The following is a 22,369-nucleotide window of genomic DNA, read 5'->3' on the forward strand; positions in this document are numbered from 1 at the left end:
GCTGACCCCGCAGAGCAAATACCACGTCAGCTTCCCTCATCGAAGCGAAAGGGCACGTATGCGCAGAATCCGGGCCACCGTGTGGTCGTCCGCAACGGCGCCGAGGTGGGACTCAGCAGCGGTTCCTGGCGTCCGGTCGGGCGATCAGGACGGGCGGGCGGCAGGCCGCCGCCCCGGTTTCGGGTGACCGCCTGCGGCGAGGAGGTGCGGCTCAGTCCCCGGAGCCGACGATGGCGGTGACGCGGATTTCCACGCGCATCGCGGCGAGGCCGAGGACGGTGACACCGGTCTCGGTCCAGATCGGCGCGCGGCCGTCGAGGCGACGGCGGAACTGCTCGGCCATGACCATGTTGTGGTCGTCGCCGATGACGTCATCTCCCGGTGCGACCTTGTGGTACGAGTTGACGTGGATCACGTCCTTCCATGTCGCCCCGACCGTGGCGAGCGTGCGCTCCACATTGTCGAAAGCCTGGATGATCTCGTCCTCCAGCGAATCGGGGATCACCAGATCGTCATCCACCCCCGCCTGGCCGGAGATCTCGACCCGGTCGCCGACGCGGACGGCCCCGCTGTAGCCGAGGGCCTCGTGCAGTTTCTCGCCGTAGCCCGGAGTGATGCCGAAGGTGATGGTGCTCATGATGCTTCCTCTTCCCGTCCATAGGGGTGCGTCCCCTCTCGCATGAGTTCACGCGTAAAGTGACACTAGCAAGCGATGACTTCAAGCGCAAAGTGATGGCGGACTTCGCCGGAAGGGCGGTAAGAGCCGTGAGCAGCACGGAAGGGCCCATGAGCGGCACGGGCGAACACCAGGACGATGAGGAGCTGCGATGGCTCGACGAGCAGGAGAAGACGGCGTGGACGGGGCTGATCTCCCTTGTCCTGCTGCTGCCCGGCAAGCTGGAGTCGCCGCTGCGGCAGGAACACGGCCTCACCCTGTTCGAGTACCTCGTGCTCAGCCACCTCTCCGAGGCCCCGCGGCGCAAGCTGCGGATGGGAGAGCTCGCCTTCCTCGCCAGCGGGTCGCTCTCCCGCCTGTCCAACGTCATCAAACGCTGTGAACTGCGCGGCTGGGTCGTACGGACGCCCGACCCGGCCGACGGCCGTTACACCCTCGCCGAACTCACCGACGCCGGCTTCGACATCGTGCGCCTGGCAGCGCCCACACATCTGCGCGCCGTACGCCGCATCGTCCTCGACTCGCTCAACACGACCGACCAGAAGGCCCTCGCCCGCATCGCACAGAAACTCCGCATCGTTCCCGACGACTTCGGCTGACAGTCACCACAGAGCGGCAACTTCGGCCAGGTCAGGCAGATCGGCTCCGTCGACTTCGACTTCGACTTCGACGTCGTCAACGAGGAGCGGGGCCAGGAGGAACAGTTCATGCGGCGTCGGTTCAGCAGATGAGGGCGCGGCCGTGCCTGAGGCAGCAGCGCGGCGGCCCGTTCCGTCCGCCACGACGATGGCACGTTCCTTGATTGCAGCCCTCGCGACGCGGACAACGTGCGAGTCGCGTGCCGGAAGGCCGTGGCCTCGGGCAGCCGTTCCGCGGTTGCGGCCGAGGTGCAGACGTCGGCGAAGTGCTCGCAGGTGCGCCGCCGGCTCCGCCCGTGGTCCACCCCACACATCCCGCGGGCAGGAGCCTGCCCTCCGCCACACCGCCCTCCCGGCCCGACCGCGGGGCATGGCCGCGGGGCACCACCGCACGGGCTCCGCGCCCGCCGCCTGTGCGCACTTCTGAAGCAAGCTGGTACCCACGACGCCCCGGGGCGCCCCGCCCGGCCGCGCCGCGGCGTCGGGCCTGGCAGGGCGGCGGGACCGGTCGTGCCGGCTCCGCGGCCCACCCGGTCACCACGCGCGATCGGGGCTGCTCGCCGCCCCCGACCGGCGGTGCCTCGGACTCGCGTACGGTGCGTAGCGCTCGGGCCCACCGCAATTGAACAGCTTCGGCGGTGTTGCTTTAGGATGCTCAAAATCTGTTCATAGGAGGCGCCCATGGCCGACATGCTCGTCGCGCAACGACACGAGCTGCTGGTCAGAGAGCTCGAAGCATCCGGCGTCCTGAAAATCACCGAACTCGCCACCCGGCTCGGTGTCTCACGCGCCACCATCCGGCGCGACCTGGTCGACCTGGAGACCGAAGGCCGCGTCACCCGCGTCCGCGGCGGCGCCCTCCTCGCCGCGCCCACAACGCTTCAGGCCCCCACCGCCCCCGTGCCCCAGGGCAGCGGCCACACCCTCGGCCTCCTCGTCCCCTCCGCCACCTACTACTACCCCCGCGTCATAGCCGGAGTCCGTGCCGCCGCGGCCGAACGCGGAGCCCGCGTGATCATCGGTCTCACCGACTACGCGCAGCCCCGCGACCACGAGCAGATCGCGGAACTCACCGCGGCCGGCGCCACCGGCCTCCTCATCGTCTCCACCGGGGGTCACCACCTTCCCCCCACCACCCTCGACCACCTCACCACCGCGGGACTTCCCTACGTCCTCCTCGAACGCCAGCCCCAAAACCCCTACGTGGCTTGCGAATACGTCATTTCCGACCACCAGCAGGGCGCCTACAACGCCGTCCGCCACCTCGCGGAGCTCGGCCACCAGCGCATCGCCCTGTTCACCAACGGGAGCCCCACCGCTCCGCTCGTCACCCAGGGGCACGCCCAAGCCGTCCACCAGCTCGGCCTCGACCCCGCGGCCCCCACCACCGACAGCGGGCGCCCCACCCTGGGCAGCGCCGAGGCCACCACCCATTACGACCACTTCATCAACGCCTGCCGCACCACGCACACCCGTGCCGCCCTCATCCACTCCGACCACGACGCCATCGAGATCATGCGCCGCGCACGCACCCACCGCCTCCGCATCCCCGACGACCTGGCCCTCATCGCCTACGACGACGAGATCGCCTCTCTCGCCGAAGTCCCGCTGACCGCCGTCGCCCCCCACAAACACGAGCTGGGCGTCCACGCCGCCCACCTCCTGCTCGACCGCCTCACCCACCCCCGCCCCGACAGCCTCCCGATCCGGCAGCTCACGCTCCAGCCCCGCCTCATCGTCCGCACCTCCAGCGGCTCCCCGGCCCCCGCCTGACGCACCGCGCCACGTGCGCGGGAACCGTGGAAGATGTGCATCACGGCCCGTGCCAACGGCCCGCGCGACCGGGTCGGCGGCCCGCGCGACCGGGTCGGCGGAAGGGGACGTCGTGCGCCGGGGTCGTGCAACTCTCGCCCGGCGCTGCCGAATTCATTGACGGCCGGGCCCCGCATTGCCATACTCCCGGGCCACGGGCGCTGAGTAAGCGCTTGCGGCACGCACCTGTGCCAATCATCGAATCCCCCACATGCGGGCTTCGGACACCCCGTGAATGAATCGATTCACTCCCGGGGGCCCCATCCGGCGCCCGCCACATCCCCCACACACAGGAGCAACAATGGGAAGCAGAGCCGCATCCCCCGGCAAGAAGCGCAGGTTCACCCTCCTGGCCGCCGGTCTGCTGGCCGTGGTGAGTTCGGGCGTCGGCCTGACCGCGACGGCCGGCACCGCCGAGGACACGGCCGACGCGCCGGAGACGCTGGCCTGTGGCGACGGCAGCTACGACGCGGAGGTGGTCCTGGACGGGAGCACCTGGACCGCGCCGGGCTACAGCGGCAACTCGATGCTGGAGGCCATGCGCGCCGGCGTGGCCAGCCTCACCGAGGGCCGCACGAACATGGAGTCGGTCGTGGTACGCGGCTCCGGGGACGTGCCCGCCGACGCCTCGCTCGACCTGCCGAGTCACACCTCGCTCGAGGTGTGCGGAACGCTGAACGTCACCGGCGGCATGGCCGCCGACCAGGCCCCGATCCGGGTGCGGAACGCGGAGAACGTGGCCATCCCGTTCCTGGAGAACATGCACGGGGCCCCGTACTTCGGCATCTTCGTCCAGAACGCCCACGACGTGGCGATGGGCGATATCAGGATGGAGCTCTCCGGCGGCCTCGGCATCCGCATCGACAACCACGACAACACCGGCGAGCGCACCACCGGCATCAGCATCGACTCGGCGACCATCAGCGGGGCGGGCGCCCACGCGGTGGAGACCTACGGCGTCGACGGTTTCACGGCCGGGACCATCACCGCCACCGATGTCGGCGAGTCGGGGCTGCTGCTGAACGACACGGTCAACGCCGACATCGGCACCGTCAACGCCACGAACGCGGGCGCCGGGACCGGCTACGCGGCCTTCCGCATGGCCAACAACAACGGCGCCCTGAACGACTACAGCACCAACATCCACGTCGGCGAGGTCATCGCCCGCGGCGGCGGGCGCGGCATCTTCTGCGTCTCGGAGAGCGGCGGCGCGGTGATCGACCGGGTGGACATCGCGGACACCGGCAACAATGCGGTGCTCATCGAGAACTGCTACAACGTCACGATCGCGAGCGAGGGCGGCACCATCTCGGGCGGCGGAGAGGTTCGGCTCGCCGCACGTGCCGAGTTCGCGAACAACCGGGACATCACCCTGTCCAACTTCACGCTGATCGACTCCGCCCTCACGGAGAACCCGTGCGGCGACAACACCACGATCAGCAACGTCACGTTCGAGAACAGCGCCGACAACAGCTGCTGAGCAGCCGCATCCGCGCATGCACCGGCGGCAGGCCCCCGGGCCTGCCGCCCCCGGCGTTGCGGTACCCGACCGCACGTGAAACGGTTCCTGGCAGCCGTTTCGAACAGGGGGCCGTATGCATCTCGGCAGGGCGGCGCCGCCGGCTTCCGGCACGGCGCACATCACCGGGCTCGACGCCCGTCTGGTCCGGGTGCCGCTCAGCAGACCGTGGGGCCCCGACGTGCCGCGCGTCCATGTGATCGCGACCACGGTGTCGCTCTCCGACGGCACCGAGGGGCACGGCTTCTCCTGGACGCCGACCATCGGCGCCCAGGCGGTGCTCGCCCTCCTGAAGCACGACATCGCCGGGGCCGCGCTCGGCAGGACCGCCGATCCCGAGGCGGTCTGGCAGCCCCTGTGGGAGTACCTGCACGAGGCCGGTGGCGGCGGGCTGACGACGATCGCCCTCGCCGGCCTCGACCTGGCCCTGTGGGATGCCGCCGCGCGCCGCGCGGGGATGCCGCTCACCGGACTGCTGGGCCGGAGGCGGGAGAGCGTCGAGGTGTACGGCAGCGGAGTCAACCTGCACTACTCCCTCGACGAGTTGCGCGCCCAGGCCGAACGGTGGGTGGCCGCGGGTTTTGACGCGGTGAAGGTCAAGGTCGGCAGGCCCGACCTCGGCGAGGACGTCGAACGCGTCGCCGCGGTCCGGGACATTCTCGGGCCGACGCGCCGGCTGATGATCGACGCCAACCAGCGCTGGGACCTCGACCGCGCCACCCGGGCCGTCACCGCCCTGTCGGCGTACGCACCGGCCTGGGTCGAGGAGCCCCTGCGCGCCGACGACCTCGCGGCGCACGCCGAGCTCGCCCGGCGGATCGCGGTTCCCGTCGCGGTGGGCGAGAACCTGCACACGGAGTACCGATTCGCCGACTTCCTGCGTGCCGGGGCGGCCCGCATCGTGCAGCCCAACATCGTGCGCGTCGGCGGGATCACGCCGTTCCTGCGCATCGTCCGGCTCGCGCGGGAACACGGCGCGGCCTTGTACCCCCACCTCCTGCCGGAGCTGTCGGGGCAGCTCGCGCTCACCCTCGGAGCGGACGGAGCGGACGTCATGGTCGAGGAGGTGGAGGACGCGGGCTTCGGCGCCCTCGGCGTGCTGCGGGACCCCTCACCCGTGCGCGTGGCGGGCGGCCGCCTGACCGAAACCGACCACGCGGGCCTCGGACTTCGCTTCGCCGGACCCGGCGAGAACACCCCGGCAACCGCTCCTCACGCACCTGCCCCGTGACCGGCCCGGGTGGGCACTTATGGTTACTCGCTCACCGCAGGTAAGTAAGCTGTGTCCAGGAAGAACGCGCCTACCGGTGAGAGGAGTGCCCGTCGTGACCGAGCGGAGCAAGCGTCATCCCGACGACGCGGACGTGACGCGCGCCGATTCGCTGGCCCGTGAAATCTTCGTCGGCGTGGCCAATAAGTGGGCGTTGCTGATCATCAACGTCCTGGGCGACCGGACGCTGCGCTTCACCGAGCTGAGGACCGCGGTCGACGGCATCAGTCACAAGATGCTCACCCAGACCCTGCGCGGTCTCGAACGTGACGGAGTCGTGCACCGGACGGTGCACGCGACCGTGCCGCCGCGCGTCGAGTACCGTCTGACCGAAGCGGGCGAGGCGCTGCGCGAGACGGTCAACGGCATGTGCGCGTGGACGCACCGCTACCTCGACGAGATCGAGGCCGCCCGCAGCCGCTTCGACACGCGCGGCGCCGCACGCGAGTCCGCGCCCGCCCGCCGGTAACGGACGGCACGCGGCCGGCGGGCCGCACCCGGCGCCGCGGGACCGAACAGCCGGCCGCTGGAACTTCGTGGGGCAAGCTGTTTGAACGTGTGCAGATGTATTGACAGTGCGGCACGGGTTGGGAATGCTGCCAGGCACCCGGAGGACGCTTTCCCGGGTTGTTTCCGTCCACGGAAATGAATCGATTCAACACCATCCTCGACAAGGGAGTACGGATGGGCATGTTGCCGCACGGCAACCCATTGGTTCGCAGGAGACTCGTCGCGGGTGCCGCGGCGCTCGCGGCCGGGGCCGCGGTCCTGACCGCGCCCGCACCCGCGGGGGCCGCCGCCGGCGGGGGCGGCTCCCCGGAGCGGACGGTCAGGCAGATGGAATATCTCGACCGGGCACCCGTGGCGGTGCTGACGGACGAGGGGGTGTTCGTCAGCTGGCGGCTGCTGGGCCTGGACCGGAAGAACACCGCCTTCCACGTCTACCGTGACGGCGAGCGCATCACCCGCGGGCCGCTGCGCGACGTCACGAGCTTCACCGACCGGCGCGGCACGGCGGACTCGGTCTACCAGATCGCCGAGGTCCGCGGCGGTCGGCACGCGGAGCGCACCGAGGAGTTCGGGGTGTGGTCCCAGCAGTACCGGGACATCCCCGTCAACCGTCCGGACGGCGGCAGCACACCGTCGGGCGAGGAGTACACCTACCATCTCAACGACGCCTCGGTCGGCGATCTCGACGGCGACGGCCAGTACGAGATCGTGCAGAAGTGGGAGCCCAGCAACGCCCAGGACAACTCCCGTTCCGGCTACACCGGCAGCGTCATCCTCGACGCGTACACGCTGGACGGCGAGCAGCTGTGGCGGATCGACCTGGGCCGGAACATCCGGGCCGGAGCCCACTACACGCAGTTCATGGTGTACGACCTGAACGGTGACGGCCGTTCCGAGGTGCTGGCAAAGACCGCGGACGGAACGGTCGACGGCGCCGGGGTGACCATCGGCGACCCGGCGGCGGACCACCGCAACACCTCGGGCCGGGTGCTGGACGGCCCGGAGTACCTGACGGTCTTCGACGGCCGGACCGGCGCGGCGGTCGACACGATCGACTACACACCCGGGCGTGGCGACACCTGCTCGTGGGGAGACTGCTCGGGCAACCGTTCCGACCGTTTCCTGGCGGGGATCGCGTATCTGGACGGCGAGCATCCTTCGGCGGTCTTCGCGCGCGGCTACTACACGCGGGCGGCGCTGGTCGCGTACGACTTCGACGGCGAATCGCTGACGCAGCGCTGGATGTTCGACTCCGACGAGTGGGGCGAGGAGTACGAGGGGCAGGGCAACCACAACCTGTCCGTCGCCGACGTGGACGCCGACGGCAGGGACGAGATCGTCTACGGCTCGATGACGCTCGACGACGACGGCTCGCCGCTGTACAACACCGGTCTCGGGCACGGCGACGCCCTGCACCTGAGCGATCTCGACCCGTCCCGCCCGGGCCTGGAGCTGTTCGCCGTGCACGAGAGCATGTCCGCCTCGGGCAACCGCGGCGGAACGTTCCGCGACGCGGCCACGGGCGAGATGCTGTGGTCGATGCCCGCCGCCCGGGACATCGGCCGCGGTGCGGCGGGCGATATCGACCCGAGGCACCCGGGCGCCGAGTCCTGGGCGGTGACGACGACCGGCGCGTGGAACTCACGCGAGGGCGAACTGCGGGCGGCCGACGGCTCGTTGATCGGTACGGGCATTCCCCCGGCGAACTTCGTGATCTGGTGGGACGGTGATCCGCTGCGCGAGATCCTCGACCACGACTTCGACGAGTCCGCCGACCCGGCGGGCACGCCGTACATCGCGAAGTGGGACTGGGAGAACGCCGAACAGGACGTCGTGCTGGCCCCGGAGGGCGTCTACAGCAACAACTGGACGAAGGGCAACCCGGTGCTCCAGGCCGACCTGCTGGGCGACTGGCGCGAAGAGGTCCTCTTCCGTGCCCAGGACGAGTCCGCGCTGCGGATCTACACCACCACGGCCGAGACCGGCATGCGCCTGCCCACGCTGATGCACGACCCGGTCTACCGCCTTGGCGTGGCCTGGCAGAACGTCGCCTACAACCAGCCGCCGTGGACCGGCTACTTCCTGGGGAACGGGATGGAGCAGCCCGCCCGCCCCGCCATCCGCTACGCCGGCAGGTAGGGCACGGCACGCGGAGGCCCGGTTCCGCCCCGTGCGCGGGGCGGAACCGGGCCGGGAGGCCGCCTGTTCCTCAGCGGTCGAGGCGGGTGACGTTCCAGCGCTGGTTGTCGCCGGAGTTGGGTTGCCAGGCGCCTGCGGGGGCGCCGTCGTGGGTGGCCTGGCCCGGGACTTCGAGGAGTTCGCCGGTGGCGGCGTTGACGAAGGTCCAGGTGCCGTCGCCCGTGGTGGACATGATCCACTGGGCCGCGGCGCCGGCACGCCCGCGGTCGCGTTCCAGGACGAGCGCGCCGTCGCGCAGCGCCAGGCGCTGGTCGTCCGCGCTGTTGCTCAGCACATAGCGCTGTGCGTTGTCCGTGCCGCGCGTCACCTTCCGCACCTCCCACCGCTGGGCCTCGTCGGCCGGGTCGGCGGTGCGGATGACCGCGGCGCCCCCGTCGTCGGAGACGGACAGCGAACGGCCGCTCTGCACCCCGGTGAGGGAGTAGGAGGCGTCGCGCTGGATCAGCGCGGCGTCCCTGGCGACGCCGGAGGCGCCGTCCACCACGAAGGTGGTCACCGACTCGGCGGGCACGGTCAGGGTGGCGCGGTCGTCGGTGACGCGCACGGGCGAGCCGGTGACCAGCGCGCCGTCCGCATCGGTCACCACGGGCGTGACGGTCGCGCCGCGCGCGAGCCTGGCGAACTTCGACAGGTCGAGGGTCACCTCACGGTCCGAGGCGGAGTCGTTGACGTGGACCACGGTGGCCCCGTCCGCGCCGTCGACGGCCGCGACACTGGCCGGCTCGTCGGTGCCGATCAGCCGGTCCCCGGGGCGGATGAAGTGGGTGAAGTTCCGCGCCGTGTCGAACTTGGTGTTGGTGTGGATCGGGCAGCTCTCCAGCGTGTCCTCGTCCGTGCAGCTGAACGGCAGCTGGATGCTGCCCCAGTTGCCGCCCTCCTCGGACTCGCCGCCCGGCGCCATGTTGTCGAAGTCCTCCACGGGCTGCCAGAACACCCAGGCGGAGGGCTCAAGTTGGCGCAGGTCGTCGACGATGTGGCGGGCCAGGCCGAGGCCGGGGACCATGGACTCGAAGTCCTGCCCGATGTTGCCCCAGTCGCCGCCGACCTCGCTCATCCACAGCGGCTTGTCCTCCGCCTTGGCCAGGTCCCGGACGGTCGTGCGGCCGCCGGTGCCGTAGGTGTGGACGTTCATCTGGTCGACGAGCTCGCGCACGTGAGGAGGGTAGGACTGCCAGTTGGCCGCGAACGTCGTCGGGTTGGTTTCGTCCATCGCGGAGATGACGGCGTCGGTGCCGGCCGCGCCGAGTTCCCCGGCGAGGGCGCTGATGACCTCCTGCTGGAGTTCGGGGCCCATGTGAGCGCCCTCCTGCCGGCCGCCGACGGGCTCGCCGTCCGGGCCGAGCGTGGTGCTCCAGTAGTCGGTGTTGGGCTCGTTGAACGGGTCGAGAGTGTCCACCTCGATGCCGTGCGCGTCCTCGATCCGCTCGACGGCGCCGACGAGATAGGCGGCGAAGTCCTCGACCGAGTCGCGGCGCAGCTGGTCGGCGCTCGCGTCGAAGCCGCCGGAGACGTAGCCGCTCTCGGTCATGAACCACGGCGGGGAGTTGCTGAACGCCTCCCAGTGGTCGATCTCCTCGGCGATGCGGTCGATCCACCAGCGCTGGGTGGCGTCGGCGTCCGCGTTCCAGTGGGCCGGGTCTTCCGCGTTCCACCAGTCCGTGTCCTCGCGGGTGGTGCCCTCGGGCGCCTGCCACCAGCCTTCGACGGCCCCGCCGGCCCGCAGGTAGTCGGTGACGTCGGGGGCGTTGCCGCCGCCGACGTTGTAGCGGGCGATGTTGAGGGCCAGTCCTTCGTCGCCGAATACCAGCTCGGCCAGTTCCTCGCGGATCTCGTCCGGATAGTCGCCGGTGGCGTTGGCGAACCACACCAGGCTGGTCCCCCAGCCCTCGAACTCCTGGCCCTGATAGGACGGATCTGGTGTGATGGTGACCGCGTCGGCGGCCCCGGCGGTCGTCCCCGCGGCGCCCGCGGCGGGCAGCGGGCCGGCGGCGAGCGTTCCGCCGGCGGCGGCCAGCACGGTGCACGCGGCCAGGGCCCTGCGCCCCGTCCTGGCGCGGGGTGTGGTGCGGATTCTTCGGCTCATGGGTTCTCCCTCGTGCCTGTCGCTTCCTTGCGAGGTACTGCGGAGATCGTGCGGCGGCCGGGGTCAGGTGCCGGCCGGCCGCCGCACGACGATCACGCCCCGTGGGGGCAGCACGGGCCCGCCGTCCGCTCCGGCGGCGGGCCCGGCGACGACCTCGCCGGTGACGCCGTCGAGGGGCACGGGCTCGTCGGTGCGGTTCACCAGGAACCAGTAGTCCGCGTCGGGTCCGGTCCGCACGGTCAGCTCGGCGCGGCCCCGGACGGCCCGCGGCAGTTCGCCGCTCACACCGGCGGCGTCGAGCAGGCGGGTCAGCGTTCCGGCCAGCTGCCCGGGGCCGAGGCGGGTCGAGACATAGGCGGCCGAGCCCGGCCCCGCGGCGCGGCGGGTGATGGCGGGGCGCCCGGCGGCGTGGCCGGAGGCATAGCGGGTCAGGATCTCGGTGGCCGGGTCGGTGACGGTGACGAGGTCGGTCCACAGCGTGCCGGTGGTGCCGTCGTCGAGCGTGACGCGCTCGTCGTCCTGGAGCGGGGCGAACTCCTCGATGCGGATGCCGAGCAGGTCGCGCAGCGGTCCCGGGTAGCCGCCGAGCCAGACGTGGTCGTGCTCGTCGACGACGCCGGAGAAGTAGGTGGTGACCAGGTGGCCGCCGCCGTCGACGTACCGGGTCAGCTCCTTGGCGAGGGATTCGGGAACGACGTGCAGGACCGGCGCGACGACCAGGCCGTAGCCGTCCAGCGGGGTGCCGGTGGGCACCACGTCGGTGCGCACGCCCAGGGCGAGGAGCGCCGAGTACCAGTCCAGCGCCTCCTGCCGGTAGCGCAGCCGCGAGGAGGGGTGGGAGTCCTGCTCGCTGGCCCACCACGATTCCCAGTCGAAGAGGATCGCCGCGGGTGCGCGCAGCCGTTCCGTTCCGGCGGCCGGGGCGAGGTCGCGCAGGGTGGCGCCGAGGGCGGCGACCGAGCGGAACAGTTCGCTGTCGGGGCCGGCGTGGGGCACCATCGCGGAGTGGTACTTCTCGGCGCCGGCCGCGGACTGGCGCCACTGGAAGAAGCAGACGGCGTCCGCGCCGTGCGCGACGTGCAGCAGGGAGTCCCGGGCCAGTTCGCCGGGCTCCTTGGCCCGGTTGACGGGCTGCCAGTTGACGGCGCTGGTGGAGTGCTCCATCAGGAACCAGGGCTTGCCGCCCGCGAGGTTGCCGGTGAGGTTGGCGGAGAACGACAGCTCGTCCAGGCCCTGCGGGCCGGGGTGGACGTAGTGGTCGTTGGAGACGAAGTCGACCTCGGCGGCCCAGTCGGCGTAGTTCATGCCCTTGGTCTCGCCCATCACCATGAAGTTGGTGGTGACCGGCACGCCGGGGGTGATCCGCGTCAGCACCTCGCGCTCGGCGCGCAGGTAGTCCTTCAGCGCGTCGGAGGAGAAGCGCTTGAAGTCGAGCTGCTGCGTGGGGTTGGGGTGCGAGGCGGCGAGCCGGGGCGGCAGGATCTGCTCGAAGTCGGTGTAGCGCTGGGACCAGAACGCCGTGCCCCAGGCGTCGTTGAGGGCGTCGATTCCGCCGTAGCGCGAGCGCAGCCAGGTGCGGAAGGCGCGGGCCGCGTCGTCGGAGTAGTCGTAGATGTTGTGGCAGCCCAGCTCGTTGTTGACGTGCCAGGCGACCAGGGCCGGGTGGTCGCCGTAGCGTTCCGCCATGGTGGTGACCAGACGCAGGGCGTGGGAGCGGAAGACCGGGGAGGTGGGCCGCCAGTGCTGGCGGGCGCCGGGCCACACCGTCTCGCCCGTGGCGGTGACGGGCAGGATCTCGGGGTGCGCCGTGGTCAGCCAGGGCGGCGGGGAGGCGGTCGCGGTGGCCAGGTCGACGCCGATGCCGCCGTCGTGGAGCAGGCCCATCACCTCGTCCAGCCAGGCGAAGTCCCAGGTGTCCCGCGCCGGCTGGATGCGGGCCCAGGAGAAGATCGCGAGGGAGACGAGGGTGACCCCGGCCTCGCGCATCAGCCGGATGTCCTCGCGCCACACCTCCTTCGGCCACTGTTCCGGGTTGTAGTCGGCGCCGTATTCGAAGCGACGGGCGGTGCCGTCCGTGGCGGCGGGCCGGAGCGGCCAGCGGTGTGTCGAGGCGCGGGGCATGTGCTTCTCCTTGGCTGTGCGCGTGCGGTTCCCGGCACACCGGCCGGGGCGGGGCCCGGGCGGTGACGCCGGTGCACTCGAGGGTCGTTCCGGGGCCGGCCGTGGCGGGCCGCGGGCCGGGGCGCGGCCCGCCGCGGCGGTCACTCCTGGACGGTGAAGCCCTGCTCCGTGCCGTAGTCGGCGGACATCCGCTGCCAGGCGGCGAGCCCCTCGGTGAGCGTGGTCCCGGAGACGTACGCCTGGCCGACGGTGTCGTTGAAGACCGAGTTGGCGTAGACCTGGTAGGGGAGGTACGACCAGCCTTCGCCGACGTTCGCGGCGGACTCCGCGAAGATCTCGTTCGCCGTCTGACCGCCGAAGTACTCGAACTCGGTGCTCAGGAACTCCTCCGACTCCAGCTCGGCGATGGTCGCGGGGAACGCCCCGTCCTCGACGCGGACGGCGACGCCTTCACCGACGTTGGCGTACTCCAGGAAGGCGTAGGCCAGTTCCTTGTTGCCGGCGGCCGAGGGTATGGCGAGGGAGCTACCGCCGTTCTCCGCGCTGGCGTTCGCCCCCTCCTCCCACTGGGGCAGCGGCGCGACGCGCCACGAGCCGGCCGCGTTCGGCGCGCCGGACACCAGGTTGCCCGGCATCCACGCGCCCGTGGCGAGGGTGGCGATGGTGCCGTCGTCCAGGCCCTGGTACCACTCGTCGCTCCAGCCGGTGATGGGCGCGAGCAGGTCCTCGTCGAGGAGCTGCTGCCAGGTCTCGGCGAACGCCGCGGAGCCCTCGTCGGTGAAGTCGATCGCCACCTCGGTGCCGTCCACGGTGTAGGGGCGGCCCCCGGCCTGCCAGATCATGCTGGTGGCGAAGCCGGCGTCGCCGGCGTCGGCACCGATGTAGACGTCGGGGTCGGCCGCGTGGAGATCGCGGGCGGCCTGGACGTACTCGTCCCAGGTGGCCGGCACCTCGATGCCGTGCTCGTCGAAGACGTCCTGGTTGTAGAACAGCGCCATCGGGCCGGAGTCCGTGGGCAGTCCGTAGATGCCGTCCCCCACCTGCACGGTGCTCCACGGGCCGGGCGAGAAGGTGCCGTCCAGCTCGTCGGCGCCGAAGGAGGACAGGTCCGTGAGGGATTCGGAGATGGTGAACTGGCTGATGGCGTAGTACTCGATCTGCGCGACGTCGGGCACGCCGGAGCCGGCGGACATGGCGTTCTGGAGCGCGGTGTACTGGTCGGTGTTGGTGCCCGCGTTGACCAGGTCGACCTCCACGTTCGGGTGGGCGGCCTCGAAGTCGGCGACGACCTGTTCCAGGGTGGGGTCCCAGCCCCACACCGTGATCTCGCCGCCTTCCTCCAGGGCGGCCTGCACCGCGTCGGGCGATGACTCCTCACCGGCGTCGTCGTCGGAGGAGCCGCAGGCCGTGAGCCCGAGGGCCAGGGCGCAGGCCGCGGCCGCGCCGCGGACCAGGGGGCGTCTGAAGGTGGTCATGGTCGTCATCTCACTTCGTCGTCAGAGGAACCGTCAGAGAAACCGTCAGGAAAAAGGGGTGCGGACGGGGGTCGAGGGACGCGGCCGGCTCATCCCTTCACGCTTCCGGCGGCCAGGCCGGACTGCCAGTAGCGCTGGAGGAGGAGGAACGCGGCGATCAGCGGGACGATGGTGAGCAGCGAGCCGGTGATCACCAGGTTGAAGATGGCCTCGCCGCCTGCCGTGGATGCCTGCGAGTTCCACGCGTTGAGCCCCAGGGTCAGCGGGTACCAGTCGGGGTCCTTGATCATGATGAGCGGCAGGAAGTAGTTGTTCCAGGTGGCGACGATGGTGAACAGGGAGACCGTGACGATGCCGGGCGCCAGCATCGGCAGCGCGACCCGGAAGAACGTGCCGATCTCGCCGGAGCCGTCGATCCTGGCGGCTTCGAGCAGTTCGGTGGGGATCGCCTCGCTGGCGAACACCCACATCAGGTAGAGCCCGAACGGCGAGATCAGGGACGGAATGATCACCGCCCAGGGGGTGTTGGTCAGCCCCATCTCGCTGAACATCAGGAACGTGGGGACCGCGAGCGCCGTTCCCGGCACCGCGACGGCCCCGATGACCACGGCGAACACCCCGCGCTTGCCGGGGAAGTCGTACTTGGCCAGCGCGTAGCCGCCCAGTACGGCCAGGAACGTGGCACCGCCGGCGCCGAGGGCCACGTACATGAGTGTGTTCAGCAGCCAGCGGCCGAACACGCCGTCGTCGTAGGTGAAGGTGTCGGCGATGTTGCTGAAGAGGGCGAAGTCGCCGCTGAACCACAGGCCGAAGGAGTCGAGCAGGCTCGACTGCGTCTTGGTGGCGTTGATGAACAGCCACGCCAACGGCACCAGCGTGTAGAGCAGGACCAGGCCGGTGACCAGGGTCAGCGGGACGCTGCGGCGGCGCTGGCCCGGTCGGCCCGCGGCGCGGCCGGGACGGCGGGCGGGGCGCAGCCGCGGCGCGCGGCTCCTGGTGCCGTGCGGCGCGTTGACGGTCGGGGCGGGAGCGCTCATCGCCGCTCACGACTCCTTTCGCATGCCGCGCAGCTGCACGACGTAGGCGACGATCATGGTCAGCAGGCCCATGACGATGGCGACCGTGGCCGCGTAGTTGTGCTGCTGGCCGGCGAAGGACAGCGAGTAGGTCATGAGGTTGGGCGTGTAGTCGCTGGTGATGGCGTTCGGCGCCAGGCTCTGGAGGATGCTCGGCTCGTTGAACAGCTGGAAGGTGCCGATGATCGAGAAGATCGTCGCGATGACCAGCGCGCCGCGGATCGCGGGCAGTTTGATGGCGGTGATCACGCGCCACTGCCCGGCCCCGTCGATCTCGGCCGCCTCGTAGAGCGAGTGCGGGATGACGCGGAGCGCGGAGTAGAAGATCAGCATGTTGTAGCCGACGAATTCCCAGGTCACGATGTTGCCGATGGCCGCGAGTATCAGGTCGGGCGAGAGCGGGTCGGGCAGATCGGTGCCCAGGGCGTCGTTGATGTTGCCGACCAGGCCGAAGCGGGTGCCGTACATGAAGCCCCACATCAGGGTGGCGACGACGGCGGGCACGGCGTAGGGGAGGAAGATCGTGATGCGGAAGAAGTCCCTGCCGTACAGCCGGCCGCTGTCCAGTGCCAGGGCCACCAGCAGCGCGATGCAGAGCATGATCGGCACCTGGACGGCCAGGAATGTCGCCACCCGGCCCAGCGCTTCCCAGAACTGCGGGTCCTCCAGGGCGCGCTGGTAGTTGTCCAGGCCGACGAACGAGTTCCCGCCGACCAGCTGATCCTGGTAGAGGCTGAGGTAGAGGGAATACCCGATGGGGGCCAGGAAGACGAGCGCGAAGACCGCCATGAACGGTCCGACGAACGCCCAGCCCGTCCAGCGGCGCCTGCGGCGTGGCCCGGACGGGGACAGCGCGTTGCGTCCCGCTCGCGCGGGCGGGGACAGCGTCGTCATGCGGTACCTCGCTCGTCGTGTTGCTCGGCTCGTGCTGCTCGGCTCGTGCGGCCGGGGAAGATCCGCGTTCGCGCAAACATCCGGCCCGGGGCGGCGAGGGCGTTATGCGATGTTTACGCAAACATCGGTGTCGCGAGATGTTTACACTTCTCCCTGGAACGCGTCAAGACTTCGGGAGGCGGACGAACATGGCGGAGCCCGTGGACAGCGAGGGCAGTCCCTCTCCCCCGGCCGCGGGTCCGGCGGCCCGGCGGGTGCGCCGGGTCTCCATGGCGGACGTCGCACGGCTGGCCGGCGTCTCCTCGCAAACCGTCTCCCGCGTCTCCAACGGCCACCCGACCGTCGTCGAAGCGACCCGCCTCCAGGTGCTGGCCGCCATGAAGGAGCTCGGCTACCGGCCCAACAGCGCGGCCCGCGCCCTGAAGAGCGGCGAGTTCCGCACGCTGGGCGTCATCCTGTTCACGCTCTCCACCACCGGGAACGTCCGCACGCTCGAAGCCATCGCCTCCTCCGCCGCGCACGAGGGCTACGCCGTCACACTGCTGCCGGTGGCCGCGCCGACGCAGGACGAGGTGCGCGGCGCCTTCACGCGGCTCGGCGAGCTGGCCGTGGACGCCTTCATCGTGATCATGGAGGTGCACCTGCTGGACACGGCCACGGTCTCGCTGCCGCCGGGCGTGCAGGTCGTGGTCGCCGACTCCGACGCGGGCGACCGTTACAGCGTCGTCGACACCGACCAGGCCGGCGGCACCCGCGAGGCGGTGCGCCACCTGCTGGACCTCGGCCACCGCACGGTCTGGCACCTGGCGGGCCCGAAGGAGTCCTTCGCCGCGCAGCGGCGGGCCGACGCCTGGCGGGCCACCCTGACGGAGGCCGGCCGGGAGTCGCCGCCGCCGGTGCGGGGCGACTGGTCGGCCGAGTCCGGCTACCGCGCCGGGCTGCGCCTGGCCGACGAGCCCGGCTGCACGGCGGTGTTCACCGCCAACGACCAGATGGCGCTCGGGTTGCTGCACGCGCTGCACGAGAAGGGCCGGGCCGTGCCGGAAGACATCAGCGTGGTCGGGTTCGACGACATTCCGGAGGCGGCCTCGTTCATCCCGCCGCTGACCACCATCCACCAGGACTTCGCGCAGGTCGGCCGCCTGCTCGTGGAAGGCGTACTGCGCCAGCTCCGCACCGACGCACCCGAACGCGGCACCACGCTCGTGCCCACCCGCCTCGTCATCCGTTCCACCACCGCCCCACCGAACACAGGGAGTTGACGGCCCGCACGTCGACCGCACCGCGGTCCGACGGGACGAGCGGGCGGCGGGCTCGGCGAGGTGCCGCCGCGGAGGGGGGCGGCCCCCGCCTGCGGCACCCGCACCGGCACCGGCTACTTCAGGCTGCCGAGGGTCACGCCGGTGCGCCAGTAGCGTTGCATGGCGATCATGAAGAGGGCCAGCGGGATGATGGACAGCAGCGCCCCGGTGAGCACGAGCGCGGTGAGGTCGGTCCCGGCCTCGTCGCGCTTGGCGTTCCAGTAGTAGAGCCCCAGGCTGAGCGTCCACTTGTCCTCGCCGCGCAGCATGGTCAGCGGCAGGAAGAACTGGTTCCAGTTGCTGACGAAGGACAGCAGGAAGACCGTCGCGCTGCCGGTGGTCATCATCCTGGCGACGATCTGGAAGAAGATCCGCACCTCGCCCGCGCCGTCGATCCGTGCGGCCTCGATGATCTCCTCGGGGATGGCGCCGTCCACGTAGACCTTGGCGAGGTAGACGGAGAACGGACTGATGAACGTCGGGATGAGGACCGCCCAGACGGAGTCGACGAGGCCGACCTCGGCGAAGAGGAGATAGAGCGGCAGGGTCAGCATGGCGCCGGGAATGAGGAACGAGCCGATGACCGCGGCCATCGCGGCCTGCCGCCCGGGCCAGCTGAAGCGGGACAGCGAGTATCCGGCGGCGACCGAGATCAGGGTACAGACGGCGGCGCCGACTCCGGCGTAGAGCAGGGAATTGCCCATCCAGCGCACGAAGATGCCGTCGTTGTAGGTGAATACCTGATCAAGGTTGTCCAAGAAGTTGAGCTCGGCGAACCACAGGCCGTTGGAGTACAGCAGGTCCCGCTGATCCTTGGTGACCGACACGATCAGCCACCACACGGGGGCGACGGAGTACAGCGTCAGCAGGGCGAGGGCCACCAGTACCAGCACGCGGGACGAGGCCGGACGGCGGCCGCCCGGCGGGCGTTCGTCCCGGTCCTCCGCGGCGCGGCGCTGCGCCCGCCGGCGCCTGCGGTCACGGAACACGGTGGTGGTCGCGTCCTGTTCGGTGAGGGTCATGGCTGCGGCCTGTTCGTGAGCTTGTAGAAGGCGAAGGAGACGGCGCCGACGAGCATCGCGAGGATGATCGACAGGGCGGCGGCATAGCCGTAGTCGTTGCTGTCGAACGCCTGGAAGTAGATGAACATGATCGGCGTATAGCTCTTGGTCACCGTTTCCGGCGCCACCTGACGGAACAGCAGCGGCTCATTGAAGATCTGGAGCATCCCGATGATCGACAGCATGCTGGTCAGCACCAGTGCGCCCCGCACGTACGGCACCTTGATCGACATGGCGATCCTGAACTCCGAGGCGCCGTCGACCCGGGCCGCGTCGAAGATCTCCCGCGGCACCGCCCGCAGGGCCCCGTAGATGATCAGCATGTTGAAGCCGACGCCGTTCCAGGTGAGCAGATTGCCCATCGACACCCACAGCATCTCCGAGGCGAAGAAGTTGCTACTGATGCCGAGCCCGTCGAGGACGTCCGTGATCGGTCCCAGCCGTGGGCTGTAGAGGTACATCCACATGAGCGTGCCGACGATGCCCGGGATCATGTAGGGCACCAGGAACGCCAGCCGGTACCGGTGGGCGGTGCGCGTGGCGACGGTGTCGAGCAGCAGCGCCATCGTCAGGGCGAGCAGCAGCATGACCGGGATCTGGATACTCGCGAACGTCAGGACCCGCCCGATGGACAGCCAGAAGGCGCCGTCCTCGAAGCCGCGGGAGAAGTTGTCGAAGCCGACGAACACCCGCTCCCGGCCGCCGATGCCGAGGCCGGAACTCCGTTCGGAGAACAGGCTCTCGTACAGGGCGTACCCCACCGGGACGACGAACACGAAGAGGAAGCCGAGGAGGAAGGGGGCGGCGAAGCCCGCGCCCTTGGCCGCGCGCAGTGTCCGCCAGCGTGGCGATCGGCGACGAGCGGATGCGTCCGGTCCGGTACCAGCCGGCGCCGACTTGGTGACGGTAATCGTCATGGAAGGTGCCTCACCTTGTTCGGGAACCGGGTCACTCGACGACGTTGAGGCCCTGCTGTTCCAGATCGCGCACGGTCCACTCCTGCATGTGTGTCAGGACCGACTCGACGGTGATCTCGCCGTTCATCGCCTTCCCCCACTGATCGGCGAGTTCCTCGTACATGGCGGTGGAATTCGGCCCGTAGACCCAGCCCTCGGCGAATTCGGCCGCCGCCTCTTCGATGACCGGCACGGCCTGCCCGGCATGCTCGCCGAACAGATCGCGCGGTACGACGGCGTCGAGGTAGGGCCGGGAGTCGGCCACGGCCGGGTACCAGCCGGAGCCGTCGACGGGGTCGGCCATCGCGGTGACCGGCTCCTCCTGGGTGGCCAGCCACACGGCCGCCTCGACCGCCGCCTCCTGGTTCTCGCACAGCGAGGGAACCATGTAGCCCGCGGTGTCCGCCGCCGAGACCGGTGCGCTCGCGCCGGGGTCCATGAGGTTGGGCGCCGGCTCCCACTGGCCGAGTGACGCGTCCATGTTGCGCTGGTGGCCGGTGAGCTGCCAGGTTGAGACCTGCCGCATGGCGATCCTCCCCTGGTCGTACTGCTGCATCATCGCCGCGTACTCGGCGTAGGAGATGCGCTCGACCAGGTCCTCGTCCAGCAGCGTCTGCATGACGTCCGCGGCCCACAGCGACGCGTCGTTGACGAAGTCGATCTTCCAGGCGTCGCCCTCCACCTGGTACCAGCGCGCCCCGGCCTGCCAGGCGAGGCCCATGAACGTGGAGGGGTCTTCACCGGCCAGGTTGAAGATGTGGATGCCGTCCTCCTTCAGTTCCCGCCCGGCCTCGATCGCCTCCTCCCACGTCGTCGGGTAGTCGAGGCCGCGTTCCTCGAAGGCCGGTGCGTAGAACACCGAGAACAGCGGCTGGCGCTGGATGGGGACCCCGTAGACGGTGTCGGCGATCGTCAGGGCGTCCACGGCGCCTTCGGAGAACGCGTCCGTATGCGGCTCGACCTGCTCGCCGATGTCGGCGATCACCCCCTGCGCCAGCAGCATGGCGCCGTTGCGGTTGTCGGTCTGCGCCAGACAGGCGGTGCCGGAAGGATCGCCGGCCTCATGGGCGTTGTTGAGATTGTTCGGCAGGTCGGCGTTCGGGACGTTGACCCATTCGATCGTGACGTCCTCGTGCGCCGCGTTGAAGGCGGCGACCGCCGTCTCGGTGCCTGCGCGCTCACTCCACAGCTCGATCGTCACCGGGCCGGAGCCCGATCCGGAGTCGTCGTCGCCGCCCCCGCCGCACGCCGTGACGCCGACGACGAGACCGAGGGTCACGCCGCAGGTCAGGCAACGCCTCATCGCGCTCTTCATGCTCCTGCTCCCTGAGATTTCCGATCCGTGGTGCGGGCCGTCGCACGCCGGTCCCCGGCGCCGACGTGACCGTCCGTGGTGCACTTTGAAAGTAAACGTTTTCTCAAGCCGGGTGCCGATCCCCCTTCATCCATCGACGGGGAGTCGCCATCCGAGGGGGAACGCCACACCGACCCGCGGGTCGTACGGCACAGCCCCCGACGTAGAGAAATCCTTTTCTGCCGTCACGCACCGGGACCGTACCCCCGGATCGCGCCGTACCGGCACGGTAGACGCCCCTTTCACAGCGCGTCAATCCTCGTGCCCGAACTTCTCAGGCCAGGGTGGCCGGACGCGCAACGCGCGCTTACACTCGGCGAGATGGAGATTAACCTTTTCTATATGTCCGGCCGGTGAGTCCGAACGAAGGCCCCAAGACACTGCGGAACGTGGCCGAACGAGCCGGGGTGTCCGTCGCCACCGTCTCCCGGGTGCTGTCGGGGTCCTACCCGGTGACGCGGCACACGCGCCAGCGCGTGCTGCGCGCGGTCGAGGAGCTGGACTACGTGGCCAACTCGCATGCCCGCGCCCTGCGGGGGCAGGCGACCGAGTCGGTCGCGTTCGTCGTCAACGACGTGCGCGGCCCGTCCTTCGCGCTGGTCGCCCACGGGGCTGAGGAGGAGGCCGCCCGGCGCGGGCGGCTCTGCCTCATCTGCACGACCCAGGGGCACGCGGAACGCGAACTCGCCGTGGTGCGCACCATGCGCGCGCAGCGGGCGGGCGCGGTGATCCTGGTCGGCGGCGTCATGGACGACGAACGGTACCGGCGGCGGCTCGCGGAGGTCGCCCGCTCCCTGGAGGCGTCCGGTTCGCGGCTCGTGCTGTGCGGCCGGCCGCCGATCGGCGACGGGGTGCCCGCGACGGTCATCGAGTACGACAACGAGGCCGGGGCGCATGCGGCCGTCAGCCACCTCCTGGCCCGCGGGCACCGCAGGATCGTCTTCGTCGGCGCGGACCCGCTCGGCACGACGACGGCGACGGCGCGGCTGGCCGGATACCGCAGGGCGCTGCACGAGCACGGCGGCGATGCGGACGAACGGCTGGTGATCGAGTCGGACTTCGAGCGGGACACGGCCCATGACCGGATCGTCGGGAGCATCCGCGGCGGCCTGGCGTTCACGGCCGTCTTCGCCGTCACCGACAGCGCCGCGGCCGGTGCGCTGACCGCCCTGAACGACTGCGGCCTGCGCGTGCCGGAAGACGTGTCCCTGGTCGGCTACGACGATGTCGCGCCGGCCACCGATCTGCGCCCGCGCCTGACGACGGTGCACGTGCCGTACGAGGAGCTGGGCCGCGCGGCCGTGCGGCTGCCGCTGGGGCTCAGGGAGGGCACGATCTCCGCGGCGGACCAGCACCTCGTGCTCGGCACCCACCTGGTGGTCCGCGAATCCACCGCGCCCCCGCCGCCCCCGGCGCGCTCCTGA

At 70.6% G+C, this 22,369-nt stretch carries 18 protein-coding genes; 8 read left to right on the forward strand and 10 right to left on the reverse strand.

Annotated features, from left to right (window positions below):
- Positions 1–211 precede the first annotated feature (211 nt).
- On the reverse strand, positions 212–637 hold the full coding sequence (locus tag STBA_RS02220; protein ID WP_077057615.1) for a Rid family hydrolase: 426 nt from the start codon (positions 635–637) through the stop codon (positions 212–214).
- A gap of 149 nt (positions 638–786) precedes the next feature.
- On the opposite strand from STBA_RS02220, the gene STBA_RS02225 reads away from it, so the two are divergent.
- A complete protein-coding gene (locus STBA_RS02225; RefSeq protein ID WP_171987618.1) occupies positions 787–1,275 on the forward strand; it encodes a MarR family transcriptional regulator in 489 nt (162 codons plus the stop codon).
- Positions 1,276–1,278: 3 nt separating this feature from the next.
- Here the strand turns inward: STBA_RS02225 and STBA_RS37010 are convergent, their stop codons facing one another.
- On the reverse strand, positions 1,279–1,458 hold the full coding sequence (locus STBA_RS37010; RefSeq protein WP_143659408.1) for a hypothetical protein: 180 nt from the start codon (positions 1,456–1,458) through the stop codon (positions 1,279–1,281).
- 537 nt (positions 1,459–1,995) lie between these two features.
- Between STBA_RS37010 and STBA_RS02230 the strand changes: the two genes are divergently transcribed.
- From STBA_RS02230 to STBA_RS02250, 5 genes are all read left to right on the forward strand, one after another.
- Positions 1,996–3,087 carry a LacI family DNA-binding transcriptional regulator gene (locus STBA_RS02230; protein WP_253194489.1) on the forward strand — a complete coding sequence of 364 codons (1,092 nt, stop codon included), beginning with the start codon at positions 1,996–1,998 and terminating at the stop codon, positions 3,085–3,087.
- Positions 3,088–3,427: 340 nt separating this feature from the next.
- Positions 3,428–4,606, forward strand: a complete 1,179-nt coding sequence (locus STBA_RS02235; RefSeq protein ID WP_077057617.1) for a hypothetical protein — start codon at positions 3,428–3,430, stop codon at positions 4,604–4,606.
- Between the two features lie 115 nt (positions 4,607–4,721).
- On the forward strand, positions 4,722–5,876 hold the full coding sequence (locus STBA_RS02240) for a mandelate racemase/muconate lactonizing enzyme family protein (RefSeq protein WP_077057618.1): 1,155 nt from the start codon (positions 4,722–4,724) through the stop codon (positions 5,874–5,876).
- Positions 5,877–5,961: 85 nt separating this feature from the next.
- Positions 5,962–6,384: a helix-turn-helix domain-containing protein gene (locus tag STBA_RS02245; protein ID WP_077057619.1), complete on the forward strand. Its 423-nt coding sequence runs from the start codon at positions 5,962–5,964 to the stop codon at positions 6,382–6,384.
- A 176-nt stretch (positions 6,385–6,560) separates the two neighbouring features.
- Complete coding sequence (locus STBA_RS02250; RefSeq protein ID WP_290443680.1) at positions 6,561–8,564, forward strand: rhamnogalacturonan lyase; 2,004 nt, start codon at positions 6,561–6,563, stop codon at positions 8,562–8,564.
- Between the two features lie 70 nt (positions 8,565–8,634).
- Here the strand turns inward: STBA_RS02250 and STBA_RS02255 are convergent, their stop codons facing one another.
- The 5 genes from STBA_RS02255 to STBA_RS02275 form a co-directional block, all read right to left on the reverse strand.
- Complete coding sequence (locus STBA_RS02255; protein WP_077057621.1) at positions 8,635–10,707, reverse strand: RICIN domain-containing protein; 2,073 nt, start codon at positions 10,705–10,707, stop codon at positions 8,635–8,637.
- Between the two features lie 63 nt (positions 10,708–10,770).
- Positions 10,771–12,828, reverse strand: a complete 2,058-nt coding sequence (locus STBA_RS02260; protein WP_077057622.1) for a beta-galactosidase — start codon at positions 12,826–12,828, stop codon at positions 10,771–10,773.
- Between the two features lie 140 nt (positions 12,829–12,968).
- Complete coding sequence (locus tag STBA_RS02265; RefSeq protein ID WP_079251667.1) at positions 12,969–14,303, reverse strand: sugar ABC transporter substrate-binding protein; 1,335 nt, start codon at positions 14,301–14,303, stop codon at positions 12,969–12,971.
- Positions 14,304–14,392: 89 nt separating this feature from the next.
- Positions 14,393–15,340 (reverse strand): carbohydrate ABC transporter permease, encoded by a 948-nt coding sequence (locus tag STBA_RS02270; protein ID WP_077057624.1) that lies wholly within the window; start codon positions 15,338–15,340, stop codon positions 14,393–14,395.
- A 6-nt stretch (positions 15,341–15,346) separates the two neighbouring features.
- Positions 15,347–16,273, reverse strand: a complete 927-nt coding sequence (locus STBA_RS02275) for a sugar ABC transporter permease (RefSeq protein ID WP_077057625.1) — start codon at positions 16,271–16,273, stop codon at positions 15,347–15,349.
- Positions 16,274–16,461: 188 nt separating this feature from the next.
- Here STBA_RS02275 and STBA_RS02280 point away from each other — a divergent pair, with 188 nt between their 5' ends.
- A complete protein-coding gene (locus STBA_RS02280) occupies positions 16,462–17,535 on the forward strand; it encodes a LacI family DNA-binding transcriptional regulator (RefSeq protein ID WP_077057626.1) in 1,074 nt (357 codons plus the stop codon).
- 113 nt (positions 17,536–17,648) lie between these two features.
- On the opposite strand, the gene STBA_RS02285 is transcribed toward STBA_RS02280, so the two are convergent.
- The 3 genes from STBA_RS02285 to STBA_RS02295 are packed head-to-tail and all read right to left on the reverse strand — an operon-like array spanning position 17,649 to position 20,906.
- Positions 17,649–18,596 (reverse strand): carbohydrate ABC transporter permease, encoded by a 948-nt coding sequence (locus tag STBA_RS02285; RefSeq protein WP_077057627.1) that lies wholly within the window; start codon positions 18,594–18,596, stop codon positions 17,649–17,651.
- Positions 18,593–19,552, reverse strand: a complete 960-nt coding sequence (locus tag STBA_RS02290; protein ID WP_079251668.1) for a sugar ABC transporter permease — start codon at positions 19,550–19,552, stop codon at positions 18,593–18,595. The genes STBA_RS02285 and STBA_RS02290 overlap by 4 nt, the downstream gene beginning before the upstream one ends.
- A gap of 31 nt (positions 19,553–19,583) precedes the next feature.
- The gene (locus STBA_RS02295; protein WP_077057628.1) at positions 19,584–20,906 is read right to left on the reverse strand and encodes an extracellular solute-binding protein; all 1,323 of its coding nucleotides are present in this window, start codon (positions 20,904–20,906) and stop codon (positions 19,584–19,586) included.
- Positions 20,907–21,298: 392 nt separating this feature from the next.
- Here STBA_RS02295 and STBA_RS02300 point away from each other — a divergent pair, with 392 nt between their 5' ends.
- Positions 21,299–22,369: a LacI family DNA-binding transcriptional regulator gene (locus STBA_RS02300; protein ID WP_077057629.1), complete on the forward strand. Its 1,071-nt coding sequence runs from the start codon at positions 21,299–21,301 to the stop codon at positions 22,367–22,369.

It is taken from the genome of Streptomyces sp. MP131-18 (assembly GCF_001984575.1).
GTDB classification, from domain to species: Bacteria; Actinomycetota; Actinomycetes; order Streptomycetales; family Streptomycetaceae; genus Streptomyces; species Streptomyces johnsoniae.